The organism is Streptomyces sp. NPDC003697 (assembly GCF_053587115.1).
Genome location: NZ_JBSFNN010000021.1, coordinates 1 through 15,814, shown reverse-complemented (window position 1 = coordinate 15,814; position 15,814 = coordinate 1). Strand labels below are relative to the sequence as shown.

At 67.0% G+C, this 15,814-nt stretch carries 11 protein-coding genes and 7 pseudogenes; 7 read left to right on the top strand and 11 right to left on the bottom strand.

The window, feature by feature from the left end:
* Positions 1-97: 97 nt before the first annotated feature.
* The 6 genes and pseudogenes from ACWDNY_RS11540 to ACWDNY_RS11515 all read right to left on the bottom strand — a co-directional run bounded on the left by ACWDNY_RS11540 (position 98) and on the right by ACWDNY_RS11515 (position 5,103).
* Positions 98-1,084 (bottom strand): cyanobactin maturation protease PatG family protein, encoded by a 987-nt coding sequence (locus tag ACWDNY_RS11540; protein WP_451645534.1) that lies wholly within the window; start codon positions 1,082-1,084, stop codon positions 98-100.
* Positions 1,085-1,129: 45 nt separating this feature from the next.
* Complete coding sequence (locus tag ACWDNY_RS11535; protein WP_451645533.1) at positions 1,130-1,951, bottom strand: S8 family serine peptidase; 822 nt, start codon at positions 1,949-1,951, stop codon at positions 1,130-1,132.
* A gap of 212 nt (positions 1,952-2,163) precedes the next feature.
* A pseudogene (locus ACWDNY_RS11530) lies at positions 2,164-2,354 on the bottom strand (transposase); the annotation flags it as partial.
* The gene (locus tag ACWDNY_RS11525) at positions 2,344-2,580 is read right to left on the bottom strand and encodes a transposase (protein ID WP_451645532.1); all 237 of its coding nucleotides are present in this window, start codon (positions 2,578-2,580) and stop codon (positions 2,344-2,346) included. The gene ACWDNY_RS11525 and the pseudogene ACWDNY_RS11530, both read right to left, overlap by 11 nt.
* Positions 2,559-3,041 (bottom strand): annotated as a pseudogene (locus ACWDNY_RS11520) (transposase); the annotation flags it as partial. The gene ACWDNY_RS11525 and the pseudogene ACWDNY_RS11520, both read right to left, overlap by 22 nt.
* Positions 3,040-5,103, bottom strand: coding sequence for a hypothetical protein (locus ACWDNY_RS11515; RefSeq protein WP_451645531.1), 2,064 nt, complete (start codon positions 5,101-5,103; stop codon positions 3,040-3,042). The pseudogene ACWDNY_RS11520 and the gene ACWDNY_RS11515, both read right to left, overlap by 2 nt.
* A 579-nt stretch (positions 5,104-5,682) precedes the next feature.
* Between ACWDNY_RS11515 and ACWDNY_RS11510 the strand changes: the two are divergent.
* Positions 5,683-5,904 (top strand): annotated as a pseudogene (locus tag ACWDNY_RS11510) (IS5/IS1182 family transposase); the annotation flags it as partial.
* A gap of 27 nt (positions 5,905-5,931) precedes the next feature.
* Positions 5,932-6,594 (top strand): transposase, encoded by a 663-nt coding sequence (locus ACWDNY_RS11505; RefSeq protein WP_451645530.1) that lies wholly within the window; start codon positions 5,932-5,934, stop codon positions 6,592-6,594.
* Here ACWDNY_RS11505 and ACWDNY_RS11500 read toward each other — a convergent pair.
* The 4 genes and pseudogenes from ACWDNY_RS11500 to ACWDNY_RS11485 all read right to left on the bottom strand — a co-directional run.
* Positions 6,560-7,377 (bottom strand): annotated as a pseudogene (locus tag ACWDNY_RS11500) (IS5 family transposase). The gene ACWDNY_RS11505 and the pseudogene ACWDNY_RS11500 sit on opposite strands and share 35 nt — an antisense overlap.
* Before the next feature lie 77 nt (positions 7,378-7,454).
* Positions 7,455-9,647, bottom strand: a complete 2,193-nt coding sequence (gene katG, locus ACWDNY_RS11495; RefSeq protein ID WP_451645529.1) for a catalase/peroxidase HPI — start codon at positions 9,645-9,647, stop codon at positions 7,455-7,457.
* Positions 9,634-9,798 (bottom strand): hypothetical protein, encoded by a 165-nt coding sequence (locus ACWDNY_RS11490; protein ID WP_451645592.1) that lies wholly within the window; start codon positions 9,796-9,798, stop codon positions 9,634-9,636. The genes katG and ACWDNY_RS11490 overlap by 14 nt, the downstream gene beginning before the upstream one ends.
* A 201-nt stretch (positions 9,799-9,999) precedes the next feature.
* Positions 10,000-10,781: pseudogene (locus tag ACWDNY_RS11485) on the bottom strand (IS110 family transposase); the annotation flags it as partial.
* Between the two features lie 445 nt (positions 10,782-11,226).
* Between ACWDNY_RS11485 and ACWDNY_RS11480 the strand changes: the two are divergent.
* Positions 11,227-11,508, top strand: a pseudogene (locus tag ACWDNY_RS11480) (transposase); the annotation flags it as partial.
* 15 nt (positions 11,509-11,523) lie between these two features.
* On the opposite strand, the gene ACWDNY_RS11475 reads toward ACWDNY_RS11480, so the two are convergent.
* Complete coding sequence (locus ACWDNY_RS11475) at positions 11,524-12,042, bottom strand: hypothetical protein (RefSeq protein WP_451645528.1); 519 nt, start codon at positions 12,040-12,042, stop codon at positions 11,524-11,526.
* A 406-nt stretch (positions 12,043-12,448) separates the two neighbouring features.
* Here ACWDNY_RS11475 and ACWDNY_RS11470 point away from each other — a divergent pair, with 406 nt between their 5' ends.
* The 4 genes and pseudogenes from ACWDNY_RS11470 to ACWDNY_RS11455 all read left to right on the top strand — a co-directional run.
* Positions 12,449-12,628 (top strand): hypothetical protein, encoded by a 180-nt coding sequence (locus ACWDNY_RS11470; RefSeq protein ID WP_451645527.1) that lies wholly within the window; start codon positions 12,449-12,451, stop codon positions 12,626-12,628.
* Between the two features lie 123 nt (positions 12,629-12,751).
* Complete coding sequence (locus ACWDNY_RS11465) at positions 12,752-13,429, top strand: hypothetical protein (protein ID WP_451645526.1); 678 nt, start codon at positions 12,752-12,754, stop codon at positions 13,427-13,429.
* 259 nt (positions 13,430-13,688) lie between these two features.
* A complete protein-coding gene (locus ACWDNY_RS11460; RefSeq protein WP_451645525.1) occupies positions 13,689-14,540 on the top strand; it encodes a putative RNA methyltransferase in 852 nt (283 codons plus the stop codon).
* A pseudogene (locus ACWDNY_RS11455) lies at positions 14,537-15,226 on the top strand (IS5 family transposase); the annotation flags it as partial. The gene ACWDNY_RS11460 and the pseudogene ACWDNY_RS11455, both read left to right, overlap by 4 nt.
* Positions 15,227-15,814 lie beyond the last annotated feature (588 nt).

Sequence of the window (15,814 nt, the reverse complement as noted above, 5' to 3'; positions counted from 1 at the left end):
CAGCCGGGGGACTGATCGATACGAGCCGCTCGTATGGTACAGAGAGGCCTGCGCCGTAGCCGTGGGGGCTGGCATGTCAACCGACCTCCTCCTGCCGTCACCGGTCGTAATACGGAGACAGCTTGGTGACGAGGAAGGGGAACTCTTCCGTTACATCCACTCGGACAAAGTACTTCTCTGTCACGTCGGTTGTCCGGTTAGTGTAGGAGAGCACCACGTCTTGAATGGTCCGGCTGCCGCTGAGCCGCGATGGCCGCGTCTCAATGGCTGTCAGGGCGAGTCCCGATGCGAAGGCATGAGCGGTGTGTGCGTAGATTTGGGCGTACCGCACCGCGCAGTAATTAAGAGCACGATGCTCATCGGACGAGCCGGCGTTGTCGGCGATCTGTATCAACCGCTCGAAGAGCTCCCGAGAGGCCGACCGGAACGACTCCTCGTCGAGATCGTCCGGTTTGGGCAGACCCGCGACGAGCGCGTCTGTGTCGAACGCGTAGACCTGATCGAACGACACCAGGGGAAGCATGAGACCGTTGCAGAGGTCGGGCGGGGCGAGTGGGCCTCGTAAGCCGATCACCACATGCAGATCACTTGCCCGTGGTGACGCACCGACCGCGTCAACGAGCAGGTCATAGTCCGCGGTATCGCGCGGTCGCAGGATGTAGGTGTCAATCCCCTGGATCGCCAGTATGTAACACAGATGCTTGGCGAGGTAACGACTCCTAGGATCTGACAGAATGGCGTGCATAGCCTGCCTGTCCGTCAGGTTGGCTGTCTCGGCGCGACCAGTAGCTTGTGCGAACTCCTTCTCTATCCCGAGGCTAGGTATGCGGGGATCAAGCCGACCCACCGCATAGACGAACGGAGGGTACCCTCCGAAAGGGCCCGCAGGGACGGCCCGACCGCAACCACCGCAGCCACATGGTGGCTTGTCGTGGGGCTGCACGGATTCGGCGCCCTTCGACGAAGCAAGGTACAGATCAGGATCGGATATCTCGCCAGTGGCTTCGCTACGCGTTGCACGCTCGACCGATGAATCGGGCGCATCGGGGGCCGGCTCCGCGGCGGATACCGTGGGTTCTTCCATGAGCTCGGTGCTCCTTTGCTGTTCGGTGCTGAAACCAGCACGGCATCAGCTTCGTGGTGCGAGCAGCGATACAAATGCACGCCAGGCGTTCATCAGGGGCGGCACAACCGATGTGCGACGCGACGGGCCCCCGTTCAATGCGCAGATCAGTTCCTCAGGCGCGGCTTTCGGAAGCTCGGACCAGATGAGAGCCACAGCACCGGTGACGACGGCTGCCGCCGCGCTGGTACCGCCGAACGGTCGGATCCTTCCGTGCTGGCCGAGGCTCATTAAACCGTCCGCCACAACGCCGATGCCTCGCTGGCCGATGGACCGTCCCACATTGGTCATCCGCCCCGGCCAGCCCTCCAGGTTGTAGCTCACGACTGGCAGGACCGACCGGTGACGCGTCACGACCGTGCCGTCGATCGCGCCCTCGTTGCCGGCTGCAGCCACCACGATCACACCACGAGCAGCCATGTAGTCGAGCGCGTCCTGCACAGCGCGGTGTCCCTCGGACGTACCGGTCGCCAGCGTAAGGCTCATGTTCACGATGTGTGTGCCGGCGTCTGCAAGCTTCACCAGCGCCTCAGCCAGTTCTGTCCCCGTGGCGGCACCGGCGGAACGAGCAGGGGGGGAACGGAAGACAGACCGGATGACCAGCGTGACTCCGGGGCAGATTCCCAAAGCACCTGACTTGCGCCCCGCCACTAGTACGCCTGCAGTGGAGGTGGCATGCACAGCGGCGGCATCATCCGCTTCGAGTACTGCCACATCCCGTGGACAGAACCACTCGATCCTTGCGTTGGAAAGCCCTGGATGGCTGACCATGACCGGCCCGTCTACGAGACCTATTCGTAGATCGGACGCACCTGTGCTTCTCGCCATGAGAGGAGAGAGTGACACCAGGGAAAGAGGGAGTCCTTGATGCATCGACATCAGAGATCACGACCCCGCGACTGCACCCACCCCCCTGCGTAACTTTAGATTACCCCGCGGTGGCTACGGCTGCACGCTCAGCCGCAGATCCCACGGTTTTTGCGGGTGACGGCGATGATGCGACTGTCACCCGGGCCGAGGGCCGCCACTAGGGTCCGTCTTCAAACGGATCTTGCCCAGAGCAGGAATGAGGCAAGGGAGACCGCTGCCTCATAGGGGAGGTGGCGGTCTTGTCATATCGGGTAGCGATGCCGCGAAAGCTCTTGAGCCGGTTGAAGCAGCGTTCGACGCTGTTGCGCCGGCGGCAGATCTCCCGGTCGAACCGCGGCGGGCGACCGCCGTCACGGCCCCGGTTGCGGCAGCCAGTCGATGTCTCCGGCCTCATCCGCCCGGGCCTGCATCTGCTGCAGAGCCCAGGTGAAGATGCCGTCGAGGGCGTAGCGGCGGAAGCGGGTGTAGACCGTCTTCCACGGACCGTAGCGTTCTGGCAGGTCACGCCAGGAGATCCCCGTCCGGATCTTGTAGACCGATGCCGTCCCGCCACGTGCGAGCAGGCCCTCGACGCGCTCCGAAACCAAGGCCGCCGTGCGTGCACTGTCGGCCGGACACGGCTCTGGGCATCGTGTCCTGTCGTCGGCGGCCAGATCGTCTCCACCGCTTCGGGCAGGCCCTTGAGCCCGTCGCAGACCAGCATCAGCACGTCGGCGACGCCGCGGTTCTTCATCTCGGTGAGGATGCGCGGCCAGTGCTTGACACCTTCGCCGCCGTCCCCGGCACACAGCCCGAGGATCTCCCGCCGGCCCTCGGCCGTGACGGCCAGAGCGACATGGACAGGCCGGTTGGCGACCGCGCCGTCGCGGATCTTCACGTGGATGGCGTCGATGAAGACGACCGGATAGACCGGGTCGAGGGGCCTGCTCTGCCACTCGGCCATGCCCTCGAGGACCTTGTCGGTGATGATGGAGATGGTCTGCCGGGAGACCTCGGCTGGGCAGACCGGCGTGCAGCCAGCCGGTGCCGGGCGATGCGGAAGACCTCTACCCGGGCGCATCGTCAGTCATGTCAGGGCGCCCGTCCAGCTGAATGGTCAGGAAGGTGGCCTCTTCCGCCTCGGGGTGGTATTGCAGCCACTGGTTGGTGTAGCCGGCCGCTCGGCGGATCTCCTGTTTGGTGAGGCCGGGGTGCTCAAGTAGCGCGCGGAGGGTGAAGTGAGCCTCGGCCGTGATCACATGGTTGTCCAGCCAGCGGAACGCGAATGCGACGGCTTGCCGCATTTGGCTCTCGTCCGGTTCAGGCCGGGCCAGCAGCTGACACAGGACGACGCCGGCTTCCAATAGCTCACTGTTGCGCCATAGCCAGCCCATCGCCTTGCGCGAGACCAACTCCTGCACTTTCGCCGTCAGGTCGGTCCGCCGGAGCAGCGGACCCAGCACGTGGCTTGCTTCGCGACGCCATCCATGGGTCTCGACCCATCGCAGCGCCACGGAGACGAGGGGCCCACCACCGGCAGCGGGCAGGTTCGATAGGCCATACCGGAGCACGTTGTGGGCGTTGGCGTCGTCTCCGAACCTTTCCAGCCAGGGTCCTGCGACCTTCTGCCAGTTGGGCACCATGGCATTGGTCCAGGGTGGCCCCGAGCAGAGCACGTCGAGGGCGTAACCGCCGGTATGGGCATCCAGACGTATGACGTCGCCAAGGGCCTGGGCGTGATCGGCGAACCACTCGTCGAGGACCACGGAAAGGGCTGCCGCGCGGTTGTCCAGGGCCAGGTCGTTCACGAGCCGGGCGAGGGCGGTGGTGTAGCGGCCGATAGTACGCGCACTAGTCAGGCAGCCGGCGAGGAGGGCACGCGTGCCTTCGTGGTTCGCAGTGCGGCCACGTGCCGGCAGGAGGACGGACTCGACGAGCTGGTCGCAGACTACGTTGTGGACGGTGTTCAGGAGGCCGCTGTCCCCCTCGTATTCCAGCCAGCCGGAGTCGATGAGGGTGTTCACTACGCCATCAGCGGGCGGCGACCCGCCCGACGTTCGGGCCAGCGCAGCGTTGGCTGCCGCGATCACATCGGCCTTCTGCTGGGGACAGGCCGCCGCGGCGGCGGCGGCAGGCACCAGCCAGTCCGCGGCGGTGACCTCGTCAAAGGCGGTTCTGTGGGGGTCGTCGACGGGAAGGTCGTCCCCCTCAAGCCGGCCTCTCGCCCAGCTCCAGAGGGTGCCTCCAGTACGCAGCCTGATCATGTCGGGGATCGAGAGCCCCTGGACGGCCCGGTGCTCCAACTCCCGGGCCATCAGCACGGCGATGGTGGGGCGATAACCGACCATTTCCCGGCTTCGTTTCATGCCGAGGCGCGCCACCAGAGTGGGGGCCATAGTGGCCACCGCGTGGTCGGCGATCAACCGCTGGAAGTCGTCGTCCTGCCGCAGTTCGACCTCGTCGAACAAGTCATGGAGCTGGATGTGGCGCGCCTTGCGCAGCCAGCCGGGGCGCACGCAGGCGAGCAGGGCCACCTGGATGTTCCTACGGCGGGCTTCGGGCAGGAGTAGGTGATGCAGTGCGGTCAGGTCGAGCTGGGCGCCGTTGCTCTCGTCGTCCACGAGGTGCTCGTTGAGATGGTGGATCACAACCAAGACGGGGCTCTTCTCCGCCAAAACCGCGGGGGTCAACCGCATGGTGAGAGACGATCCTTGATTGCGGCAGACGTGGAACACCCGCCAGCCCTCGCGCAGCGCCATCCAGCCCACCTCGAGGCCGGTCCGCGTCTTACCCGCGCCTGCCGCGCCGACCAGCAGCACCCCACGGTCGTCGACGTCCCGCAGGCGGCAGAAGAGCCCATGGGGTTCCGAGGGATGGCTCGGACCGGGAGACACGAAGGGAAGGTGCTCAGGGGTAAGGCTCTTCTGGTAGCCGGCCAACCCCTGCACGAAAGTGTGTTGGCCGATGACCATGGCCAGTGGGTCCGGGACGGGTCGCCCCAACAGATCTATCGGGGCCATGTTGACGGGGCGGGCCGGAGGGCCGGTGAACGCACGGTTGCGGGCCAGGGGGATCTTGTGGCCGTCGCCCCGCGTGGCCATCCGGGGCACGGGAACGGGCAGATCGTGCACGATGCGTTCCGCGAGCCGGGCTCGGACGGCTGCGAAGACGTCGGCCGTGCTGAGGTGGCTCTGCTCATTACCTCGGCGACCGTCTGACAGCACGCCCCTCAGCCCGTCCCGGAGCACCTCAACAAGGGCCAGCGTGAAGACGCTGCCCTCCGCGAGGCAGAGAGACTGCTGGGTTTCCGCGGCCGAGGTGAGGACGCAGGCCCCCTCGATGGCGAGCGGATCGGCCTCCCTCGTGTGCCGTCGACCTCAACCATGGTGGCGCCGCCCTGCTGATCGGCCTGCTCACCGCCCACGATCAGTCTGTCGCCTACCTCACCGGCCTGGCAGTGCACCGGGCCTCGGCCACCTACCGGGGTGAGGGAACGCGAGGCGAGGTACTGCACAGAGTTGTAGGGCACGATTAGGAGCCCGTTGCTCTCACGGACCCGCTCTGCGTCGATGGCGAGAGGCGGCTCGTCATCGCGCTGGCTGCGGGCGAGAAACGCCACCGCGAGTTGCAGGGCTTCGTCCTGTTCCATCGTCCGTCTCCAGTCCGTCCGCTCGAAGAAGGCACCCTAACCGGTCTGGGATGATCTTGGTGTGGCTGGTGTGATCGCGGCGTCGGAGCCGTCTTGGATAGCCCCGTTCACCGGGTTGAGCCTGCGACAGTTCGGCAAGCTGGTGACGGTTCTGCGGCGCCAGGGTGCGGACGCGGTCCGCAAGGGTCGGCCGTGGAGCCTTCCCCTGGAAGACCGCGCTCTGCTGGTCGCGGCGTACTGGCGCACGAACCGCGACGGGGCGTGGGTTGCCGAACTCACGGGCAAGCTGCTGGACGGCTGACCGAAGGGCATGCGGCTGATCGTCCGAAAAGAACGACGGCATCCCGGAGCCCAGTTGAGAATCACGGACGCGCACGGCATGCGGATCACCTGCTTCGCAACCAGCACCCCTGACCTGCCGATCGCAGCGCTTGAACTCCGGCACCGGCTGCGGGCCCGGGCAGAGGACCGGATCCGGGCCGCCCGGTCCACCGGCCTACGCAACCTGCCCCTCCACCACACCGCGCAGAACAAGGTCTGGCTGGAGATCGTCCAGATCGCTCTCGACCTGCTGGCTTGGATACCCATGCTCGCCCTGACCGGCAAAGCCCGACTCTGGGAACCCCGCCGCCTGCGATTTTCGCCTGCTCTCCGCGGCCGGACAGCTCGTCACCACCGGCCGGCGCAGAATTCTCCGCCTCACCAAGCACTGGCCCTGGACAGGCGAGATCACAGGCGCCCTCGAACGACTCGCGCTCCTGCCCAACCCGGGCTGACCAGCACACTCCCCGTCCCAACGACAGCACCACCCGACCCCCGGGCAGTGGAACCCGGCGCCCACCCGACGCGACAGCCGGGCCACCGGCCTGCCCACCACCCGCCCCGGAAAACGAAAAGGCCCGCCGACTCCGTCGACGGACCCTCACGAAAGATCGAGGCTAACAGAGTGCTCGGACGCGCCGGTACAGGATGAGGCAGACCGCCAACTGCAGGAAGCCGTCGTGGATGGCGTCCCGGCGCTCCCAACGGGCCCTCAGGTGCCGGAAACCATGCAGCCACGACAGGCCACGTTCGACCACCCACCGGCGGACGCCCAGGCCCGAGCCGTGGGGTTGCCCCCGGCGGGCGATGACCGGGGTGATTGCTCAGGGTGCGGACCTTGCTGCGGTAGCGGTCGTGGTCGTAGCCGCGGTCGGCATACAGCCGACGCGGCCGGAACCGGGGACGTCCGCGGCGGCCGCGGACCGTGGGAATCGCCTTGAGCAGCGGCATCAGCTGGGTGACGTCGTTGCGATTGCCGCCGGTGAGCGAGACCGCGAGCGGAGTTCCGCGCGCATCGGTGATCAGGTGGTGTTTCGAGCCCGGCCGTGCGCGGTCGACCGGGCTCGGGCCGGTTTTGGGCCACCCCGCAGGGCCCGCACGTGGGAGGCGTCGATGGCAGCGCGGGAGAAGTCCAGCTGGTCCGCGCCACGCAACTTCGCCAGCAGGATCTCCCGCAGCCTCTGCCAGACGCCGGCCTCGTTCCAGTCCCGCAGCCGACGCCAGCAGGTCATGCCCGAGCCGAAGCCCAGCTCCTGCGGCAGCCACTCCCACTGGATGTCGGTTGCCAGCACGAACAGGATGCCCTGCAGGGCCTTGCGGTCGTCCAGTCGCTTGCGGCCCGGATGGTCGGGGGGCGGCGCTCGACCACTGGCAGCAGCGGCTCGATCAGCGCCCACAGGTCGTCGCCGATTTCCCAGGGCTTGGGGCGGGACATCGTGCACCTCCCCGGCCAGGACGGATCCGGACCAGCACATCCGAGATAGCGCGAATACCCTATTTTGCTAGAACCTCTCAGACGAGGTCGAACCGGTCGAGATTCATCACCTTGTTCCACGCTGCCACGAAGTCACGTACGAACTTCTCTCCCACATCCTGGGACGCGTAGACCTCCGAGACGGCTCGGAGCTGGGAGTGCGCACCGAAGATCAGGTCGACGGCGGTGGCGGTCCACTTGACCTCGCCGGTGGCGCGATCCCGGCCTTCGAACACGTTCTCCTCCGTAGCCGACGCCTTCCACTCCGTGCGCATGTCGAGCAGGTTGACGAAGAAGTCGTTGGTCAAGACTCCCGGCCGGTGGGTGAAGACCCCGTGGGGGGACCCCTTGAAACCGGTGTTCAGGGCCCGCATGCCGCCGATCAGCACCGCCAACTCGGGAGCGGTCAGGGTCAACAGGTTGGCGCGGTCCAGCATGAGGGTCTCCGGCGACAACTTCTCGCCAGCCGGAAGGTAGTTGCGGAAGGCATCCGCCTTGGGCTCCAGCACGGCGAACGACGCCGAGTCGGTCTGCTCCTGCGAGGCGTCCGTACGCCCCGGTGCGAACGGCACCGTGACGTCGTGCCCGGCCTTCCGCGCGGCCTGCTCGACGGCCGCGCACCCGCCGAGGACGATCAGGTCGGCGAGGGAGACCCGCGTTCCGCCGGTCTGAGAGACGTTGAAGTCCTGCTGGATGCGCTCGAGCGTGCGCACCACCTCGGTCACCTCGGGGAGGTCGTTGAGCTCCCAGTCCTTCTGCGGCGCCAGCCGGATCCGTGCCCCGTTCGCTCCGCCGCGCTTGTCGGTGCCGCGGAAGCTTGCCGCCGATGCCCAGGCGGTGGTGACCAGCTGGGCGATGGAGAGGCCCGAGGCAAGGATCCTGCTCTTGAGGGCAGCGATGTCCTCGTCCCCGACCAATTCGTGATCGACGTCGGGAACGGGGTCCTGCCACAGCTGCGGCTCGGGAATCCACGGGCCTAGGTAACGCGAGAGGGGTCCCATGTCGCGGTGCAGCAGTTTGTACCACGCCTTGGCGAACGCCACCGCAAGCTCGTCCGGGTTTTCGTGGAACCTCTTCGTGATCGGGCCGTAGACCGGGTCCACCTTCAGCGCGAGGTCCGTCGTCAGCATCATGGGGGCGTGCCGCTTCGACGGATCATGGGCGTCGCGTACGGCGTTCCTGGCCGCGGGATCCGACGGAGTCCACTGGTGGGCGCCGGCAGGGCTGCTCGTCAGCTCCCACTCGTACTCGTAGAGATTGTCCAGGTACCCGTTGTCCCACTTGGCCGGCTCGGTGGTCCATGCGCCCTCCAGACCACTGGTGAGCGTGTGGGGGCCCATGCCGCTGCCGTATGTGTTCCGCCAGCCGAGGCCCTGCTGCTCGATGGGGGCGGCCTCGGGTTCCGGGCCGATATAACTGGCTTCGACCGCACCATGACACTTGCCGAAGGTGTGGCCGCCGACGATGAGTGCGACTGTCTCCTCGTCATTCATCGCCATGCGCGCGAACGTCTCCCGGATGTCCCGGGCGGCAGCCATCGGGTCCGGGTTTCCATTGGGCCCCTCCGGATTGACGTAGATCAGTCCCATCTGCACGGCGGCGAAAGGACCGGTGAGTTCCCTGTCGCCGCTGTAGCGCTCATCTCCGAGCCATGTGTCCTCGGGACCCCAAAAGATCTCCTCGGGTTCCCAGATGTCCTTTCGCCCGAAACCGAACCCGAACGTCTCGAATCCCATGGACTCCATGGCACAGTTTCCGGCGAAGACCAGAAGATCGGCCCAGGAGAGCTTCCGGCCGTACTTCTGTTTGACCGGCCAAAGTAGACGGCGCGCCTTGTCCAGGCTCGCGTTGTCCGGCCAGCTGTTGAGGGGGGCGAAGCGCTGTGCGCCGCTTCCGCCACCGCCGCGGCCGTCCGCGATGCGGTACGTTCCCGCGGCATGCCAGCTCATCCGGATGAAGAGCGGCCCGTAGTGACCGTAGTCCGCAGGCCACCAGTCCTGGGATGTCGTCATCACCTCGAAGACGTCACGCTTGAGCGCGTCGACGTCGAGGGTCGCGAATTCTTTCGCGTAGTCGAAGTCCTCGTCCATCGGGCTGGATCGTGGCGAGTGCTGGTGGAGAACCTGAAGGTCCAGCTGATTCGGCCACCAGTCCCGGTTCGTCCTGAGCCGCCGAGTCGGTGTGGGCGTCGGTGAAGGGATTGCCGGATTCTCGCTTTCACTGCCGGACATGCCCGTCCTTCTTCCTGCCTCGGTGTTCTGCCTGCCGGTTGCCGCTCTTGACGTCGTTGGCTTTGTTGGTGCCGAGCCCGTCGACCCACACAATCAGCGCGCCACGGCGACCACCAGCTGGAAAATGTGCTGTGCCGCGATGGTCGCGCACCGCAGACCACACCTCTATGAAACACGCAAAGCACCTCGCATGACAGACGTGAGAGCAGGGTCGTCCTTTCTGCTCCCGTGCCGATTTCCGACGCAAGCCGCATCGCGTACGACAGCTCCCGGACTTGCCGGGGGGCCTGGCTGGTGGCCGCCGTAAGGCGTGGCACGCGGCGCCCGCCCTTGTAGAGTGACTGCACGCCGTCAGATCGTCTGCGCTGGTGCAGGCGGCGTCGAGCTGTCTCAGCAGAGCGATGGCCTGGCGGCCCATGGCCTGTTCGACTTGCGGAAGCTGCCGCATCTGCGGGACCCGGAGGGCCTGGCGGAGCCGTTCGGCTTCCGCCTCGATGCCGCGCTGGCGGCCGGCCCTCTTCAGGAGCGAGCACAGCTGAGTGCGGGTGAGCTTGGCGGCCTGTTCCGGGGTGGGCGCGGCAGCCAGTACGACGCGGGCTGCCTTCGAGCACAGTCCTTCACGTCTGGGCTGGAAGGCTGCGAGGAAGCCTGGGAAGTATTCGCGCAGGTGGGAGCGAAGTTTGTTGCCGGCCTGAGTGCGGTCCCAGACGGCGTCCTGCTGGGCTCGGGCCAGGACGGCATTGGCCTGGGCGAGTTCGCTGTCGCCGGGCAGCGGTCGGTGGGCGGCCCTGTCGGTGCGCAGGATGTTCGCCAGCACCATGGCGTCGAGGTGGTCGGACTCCTTGCGGGCGACCGCGTGCCGGTCGCGATAGCGAGCAGCTGCCATCGGGCGATCGCGTAGACGGGACGCTTGGTGGCTCGAAGGCAGGCCACGAGCAGGCCGCGGGAGGTTTCGATCGCCACCGGGATCGGGGCGTCCTCGCTGGCGCCGTGAGTAATGAGAAGGTCCAGGAGCTGTTGCAGGCCCGCGGCGTCGTCGGTGATCCGGGCCCGGGCTAACAAGGTTCCCTCGTGGTCGACCAGGGCGACGTCGTGGTGGTCGCTGGCCCAGTCGATCCCGCAGGTGACGGTCATCGTATCGTTTTCGTCCTCTCGGTCACGGGCTTGTTGCTGCTGGTCACAGCCGTGCGGGGACACGCGTCTCCCTAATGGAAGGGCTCGATGGCCCAGCATCCGATTAGCCGTTCGTGACCCCAGCGGCCCGCGGGGCCCTCGGTCTGCTCAGGAGCTCGGCGGCTCCAGGCTTTGTAAGAGGTGATCCCCGCAGGTGGCTCGGACCACGGACTTCAACGATCCGATCGTCGGACTGGATGCGGTAGTTGCGTCCGGTCTCGTGGTGGTGAACGGTGCCGGGGCCGGCGCTTGTCCAACGGCTCGACGGCCCAGGCGTACTCTGCGGCTTCCCGGCACCGATCACCACCACGATGTGTGGCGCTTGCTGAAGCGGGGCCCGCAGTCTCTTTCAGGGCCTCGACGGGCCGGGGTGGGCCTGGCGGTGCCCCGCTTCACTGCCCATTAGGCGTACTCGTCCCGCAGCATCCGCAGCTACCTGCGCAGACGCCACATCAAGCACACCATCCCGGAACCGAAGGACCAAAGGGCCAACCGCCGACGCCGGGGCAGCAGGGGCGGGCGACCCGCGGGATTCGACAAGGAGTTGTACAAACGCCGCAACGAGGTCGAGCGGACGATCAACCGGCTGAAAGCCTTCCGTGCCGTGGCCACCCGCTACGACAAACGCGCCTACGTCTTCCACGGCACCGTCACCCTCGCAGCCATCCACCTCTGGCTCCGAACATGATCCACCGGACACGCCTTAGCCGAGGCTGGCGCCGAACTCCCCGTTCTCGGCTTCTTCTGCGGTGAGCTGCACCGTGCCCCGGTGCGAGACCTCGACCTTGTAGAAGCGCTCGCCTCTCGGTACGTCGGGGACTTCGACGGCGAAGTCGCACGAGTTGTAGCCGGTCTTCTCGCTGTCGCCGAGCCGCCCAGTGGCGATGACGTCCCCCTTGGCCCCGTACACGGTGACGGACGTGCCTTCGCTGATGTCGTCGTAGCCGCCGGTGCCACTGCAAGTGTCGCCAAGGGTGAGGGCGTCTTCGGTGAGGGAGAACGTCCCCGTCAGCGTGAACGTCCCCGGTTCGCTGTTGGCGGTGATGACCCAGATGCCACCCATCAGGCCGGCGCCGACGGTGAGGCCGAGGAGCCCGGCGGCGAGCGGGCTGAGTCTACTCTTCGCCGTCCCGGGCGGGATGGGCGGCTGCGGCGGGACGCCCGGAGTGGGCGGGTCCGCGGGCTGCGGCGGGGTGGTGGGCTGCTCGGGCAGGTTGGTCATGGTCCCCCCAGGGATGAGATGGAGCGGCAGGCTACCGCCAGATGATGTTGAACAAGCTCGGCCCGTTGAAGTTTCACCAATTCGAGACCAGGCACAGAGCCCGGTCCTCCTCGCCGACGCGGGGGTGCCCCGGAGCAGGCTGAGGGCGACAAGTCGAAGCCAAAAGGCCTGCGAGGGGCTGAAGGAGGACAACTACAACGCCCCTACTGCTGTCGCAGACCTGGGACGACTTGGGCTGGAAGGACGACGAGGGGAGCTTCGACAAGAGCAAGATGCTGGAGGACACGCTCGACGACACGCCATAGCTGCCACACTGGTGGCTGCGCTGCGGGTAGCGCCCGGCAACTCGAGGCCCCGCCGTCACGTCCCCCGTCGCGGCGGGGCCCACGCGCGCGAGGATGACCCCATGCACGACACCGGATGGTTCGCCGACCTGAGCAACGAGGAAGACCGCGACTCACGGAACCCGTGGCAGCCGTTCCTCCAAGCAGACGGCGCATGCTTCGCCCTGCCACTGCGGTTCCAGTCCAAGGACGACTGCGAGGGCTTCAGACAGCACATCCTCGGTGCGGGCATGCTCGCCTGAACCTCAACCTTGTTTGATATCCAGTTGATCATGCCGCATCCCGGCCGCAGATCTGACATGCCCGGAACCAGACGCAACCGGCGTAACGTCCCCCCGAACACACCACACGTCCATGGGGGGACCATGAACACCCGCACCACCCTCACCGCACTCTGCGCCGCCGCCACGCTCGCAGGGCTCGCCGCCTGCACCAGCAGCAAAGACACCAGCAGCAAGACCGACAAACCCGCCGCGAAGACCCCGCACTACAAGATCGTCAAGCAGGACACCAGCGGCAACCAGCGCCAGATGATCGTCGAGGTCGACAGCACGAAGGACCTCCGGCCCCGGGGCGGCGAACCCCGCGGTGGTGCGCGCGGCGCGCGTAACCGATGGGGACGTGCCGGTCGAGGCAGAGGGGCCGGGCTTCAGGAGCATGGTGCACCTGGTCGCCGGTATCTGCCTGGGGCGCAGGAGGTCGGGGCGGACGCGCTGGCCGAGGCGTTCGCCGCCTCCGGACAGAGGCTGCTCGTGGAGCGGCGTGAGCATGGATGTCCTGCCCGGTCCACTTGTCAGCTGCCGTCGCGGGTGATGTGCCGACCGATGGTGGTCCAGACCGGCTCCGCCGCTTCCTGGGGCACGGCCGGTGAGGCCGTCGAGGTGCTGGACGGCCTCAACGGTGATGTAGCGGTCGGGGTCCGGGGACTGCAGGTACCGGCACAGCAAATCGGCGTCGAGGTCCTGGCGCTGGAGGTAGGCGGCGAGGGTGCCGACCAGGAGGTGGTTGTGAGCGAGGGCGTCGGTCAGGGCGTACAGGACTAGGTTGTGTCTCCCAACTTCGGTGGGGCATGAGGGGCTTCCCGATTCTCGTAGACTGATGACGTGGCATTCATGAGCACCCCGCACTGCTGCTTCCTGTGATCGGAAGGCGCTGAGGGCGATGCCGGACGGCGTCGCCCTCCTTGGCGTGCCTGCTGCGTGAACCACGTTCCCAACGCTGCCCGCTCCTTCCTGAGGCAGTGACACTTTGAGCGCGCGTGCAGGCACGGACTCTTCCCTTCACCCTTGCCAGGAGTGCCTCGTGCCCGTGTCGCTTCCCCCTGCCCTCGAGCTGTCCCTCGACATGCTGCGTTGCCCAACCTGCCGCACGCGCCCCCTGCACCCAGACCGCGGCGCACTGCGCTGCCCGGTGGGCCACACCTTCGACATCGCCCGCCACGGCTACGCCGGCCTGCTGACGGGCACCCCCGCCACCAGCGGCGATGACGCGGCCATGGTCCAGGCCCGGGACCGATTCCTGTCCGCTGGCACCTACGCGCCCATCCGCGAAGTCGGAGCCCGCTTGGCGGCCGACGCCGTGTCTGAGCAGGCCACGATTGTGGATGTAGGGTGCGGGACGGGCTATTACCTGGCAGGCGTACTCGACCACCTGCCTCTCGCCCGCGGTCTGGGCCTGGACACATCAGTACGCGCACTGCGCTCGGCAGCCCGGGCCCACGAGCGAGGCGCCGCGGTGGCCTGGGATGTCTTCCGCCCCCTCCCACTGGTCGACGGGGCGGCCGATGCCGTGCTGAACGTGTTCGCCCCGCGCAACCCGGCCGAGTTCCACCGGGTGCTGCGCCCGACCGGCCGGTTGATCGTGGTCCGTCCCACGGGGCGGCACCTGGCTGAGCTGCGCGGCTGGTTGCCTGGGATGGTCACGATCGACCCGGCCAAGGAACAGCGCCTGCACCGGGCGCTGGACCCCTTCTTCGAGGCCGCTGTCACCGAACAGGTGGAGTACCCCGTGACCCTGTCCAGGCTGGATGCCCTGGACCTGGTAGCGATGACGCCGAGCGCACGTCACGTGAGCCGCGCAGACCTGAACGATGGCCGCTTCCTGCCTGATCAGGTCACCGTCTCCGTGCTGGCAACCGCCTACCAGCAGCGGTGACCACGAGCGGGCGCATGCGCCTGCTGACCGACGAGCAGTGGGCACGCCTGGCGCCCTGTCTTCCCCGCAACGCGGGGAAGACAGGGCGTCCGTTCGCCGACCACCGTCGCATCATCGAAGGGATCATCTACCGGTACCGAACTGGAATCCCCTGGAGGGATCTACCCCGCGAAGAGTTGGGTCCCTGGCAGACGGTATGGAAGCGTCATCGCAGGTGGGCGGCTGACGGCACCTGGGACACGGCTCTGGCACAGCTGACCGCCCAGGCGGACTCGATCGGCCGAATCGACTGGACGGTCTCAGTTGACTCGACAATCAACCGGGCCCACCAGCACGCCACGAACACGACCCGCCCTGAGATAGACACCGGTGCCGCCCGCCGCAGCAAGAGCCAAGCTCCTGCGACCGAGGGTGAGCCAGAGGGCCACGCAATAGGTCGATCCCGCGGGGGCCTGACAACCAAAATCCATCACGCCGTAGACGGCGACGGCCGCCCGCTGGCCGTCGTAGTCACTCCGGGCCAGGTCCACGACGCGCAGGTCCTCCCCCTCTTGCTGGGTGACATCCGAGTCCCGCGACTCGGCCGCGGCAGGCCGCGCACCACGCCCGACGCTCTGCTCGCAGATAAGGCATATTCCTCCAAGCAAGTCCGCGCAGACCTCGCGGCCTCCGTCACCAGAACCCTGCGAGTCTGATTGTGACCTATCTGAGTGCAGAGCCGACCCCGCTAAGCGGTCCGCGCCCCGTTTTCCCTACCTCATCCCTGCTTCGGGCATCCGGTTTCTGATCGGTGAGGCTCCGGTTGCTCCGCCATGAGCCGCCGAGCCGGACAGACGACGGTCACACGCCGCACTCGCTTCCGCGTGACCCAACTCGTCCAGGCGGCTCGCCGCTGACACGGAGCGGTCGCTGGTCTACACCGGCGCCGGCTACTACCTCACCGGCTCACTCAGCTATTCCGACTTCCTTGTTCTCGGCGAGAACGGGACCAGGACGTTCCTGTCCGCTGAGCGCGACCTTCTGACCGAAGTGTTCCCGAGCGGCACAGTCGAGGAGCACTACGTGGTCAGCTTGGCCGTTGCTGTCCGTTGACATCACGGCAGCCCGGTGTGCGGATTCTCCCGTAGCGAAACGACGTGACCTGCGTCGAAGCCCCGCGTCATTTGTCATGCTGGGCTTAGACCGTGTCCTACGTGGTGAGGCGTCGTTGACCTCGGTATGGGGCGGGGTACATGGAGTTGGATTGTTCCGGAGGGACTTTGGGAGATCGCGAA

Bases quoted from the DNA above. Each gene is read 5' to 3' on its own strand.
- ACWDNY_RS11540 (WP_451645534.1), bottom strand. From the start codon at position 1,084: ATGGAAGAACCCACGGTATCCGCCGCGGAGCCGGCCCCCGATGCGCCC.
- ACWDNY_RS11535 (WP_451645533.1), bottom strand. From the start codon at position 1,951: ATGGCGAGAAGCACAGGTGCGTCCGATCTACGAATAGGTCTCGTAGAC.
- ACWDNY_RS11505 (WP_451645530.1), top strand. From the start codon at position 5,932: ATGCGGCTGATCGTCCGAAAAGAACGACGGCATCCCGGAGCCCAGTTG.
- katG (WP_451645529.1), bottom strand. From the start codon at position 9,647: ATGTCCGGCAGTGAAAGCGAGAATCCGGCAATCCCTTCACCGACGCCC.
- ACWDNY_RS11475 (WP_451645528.1), bottom strand. From the start codon at position 12,042: ATGACCAACCTGCCCGAGCAGCCCACCACCCCGCCGCAGCCCGCGGAC.
- ACWDNY_RS11470 (WP_451645527.1), top strand. From the start codon at position 12,449: ATGCACGACACCGGATGGTTCGCCGACCTGAGCAACGAGGAAGACCGC.
- ACWDNY_RS11465 (WP_451645526.1), top strand. From the start codon at position 12,752: ATGAACACCCGCACCACCCTCACCGCACTCTGCGCCGCCGCCACGCTC.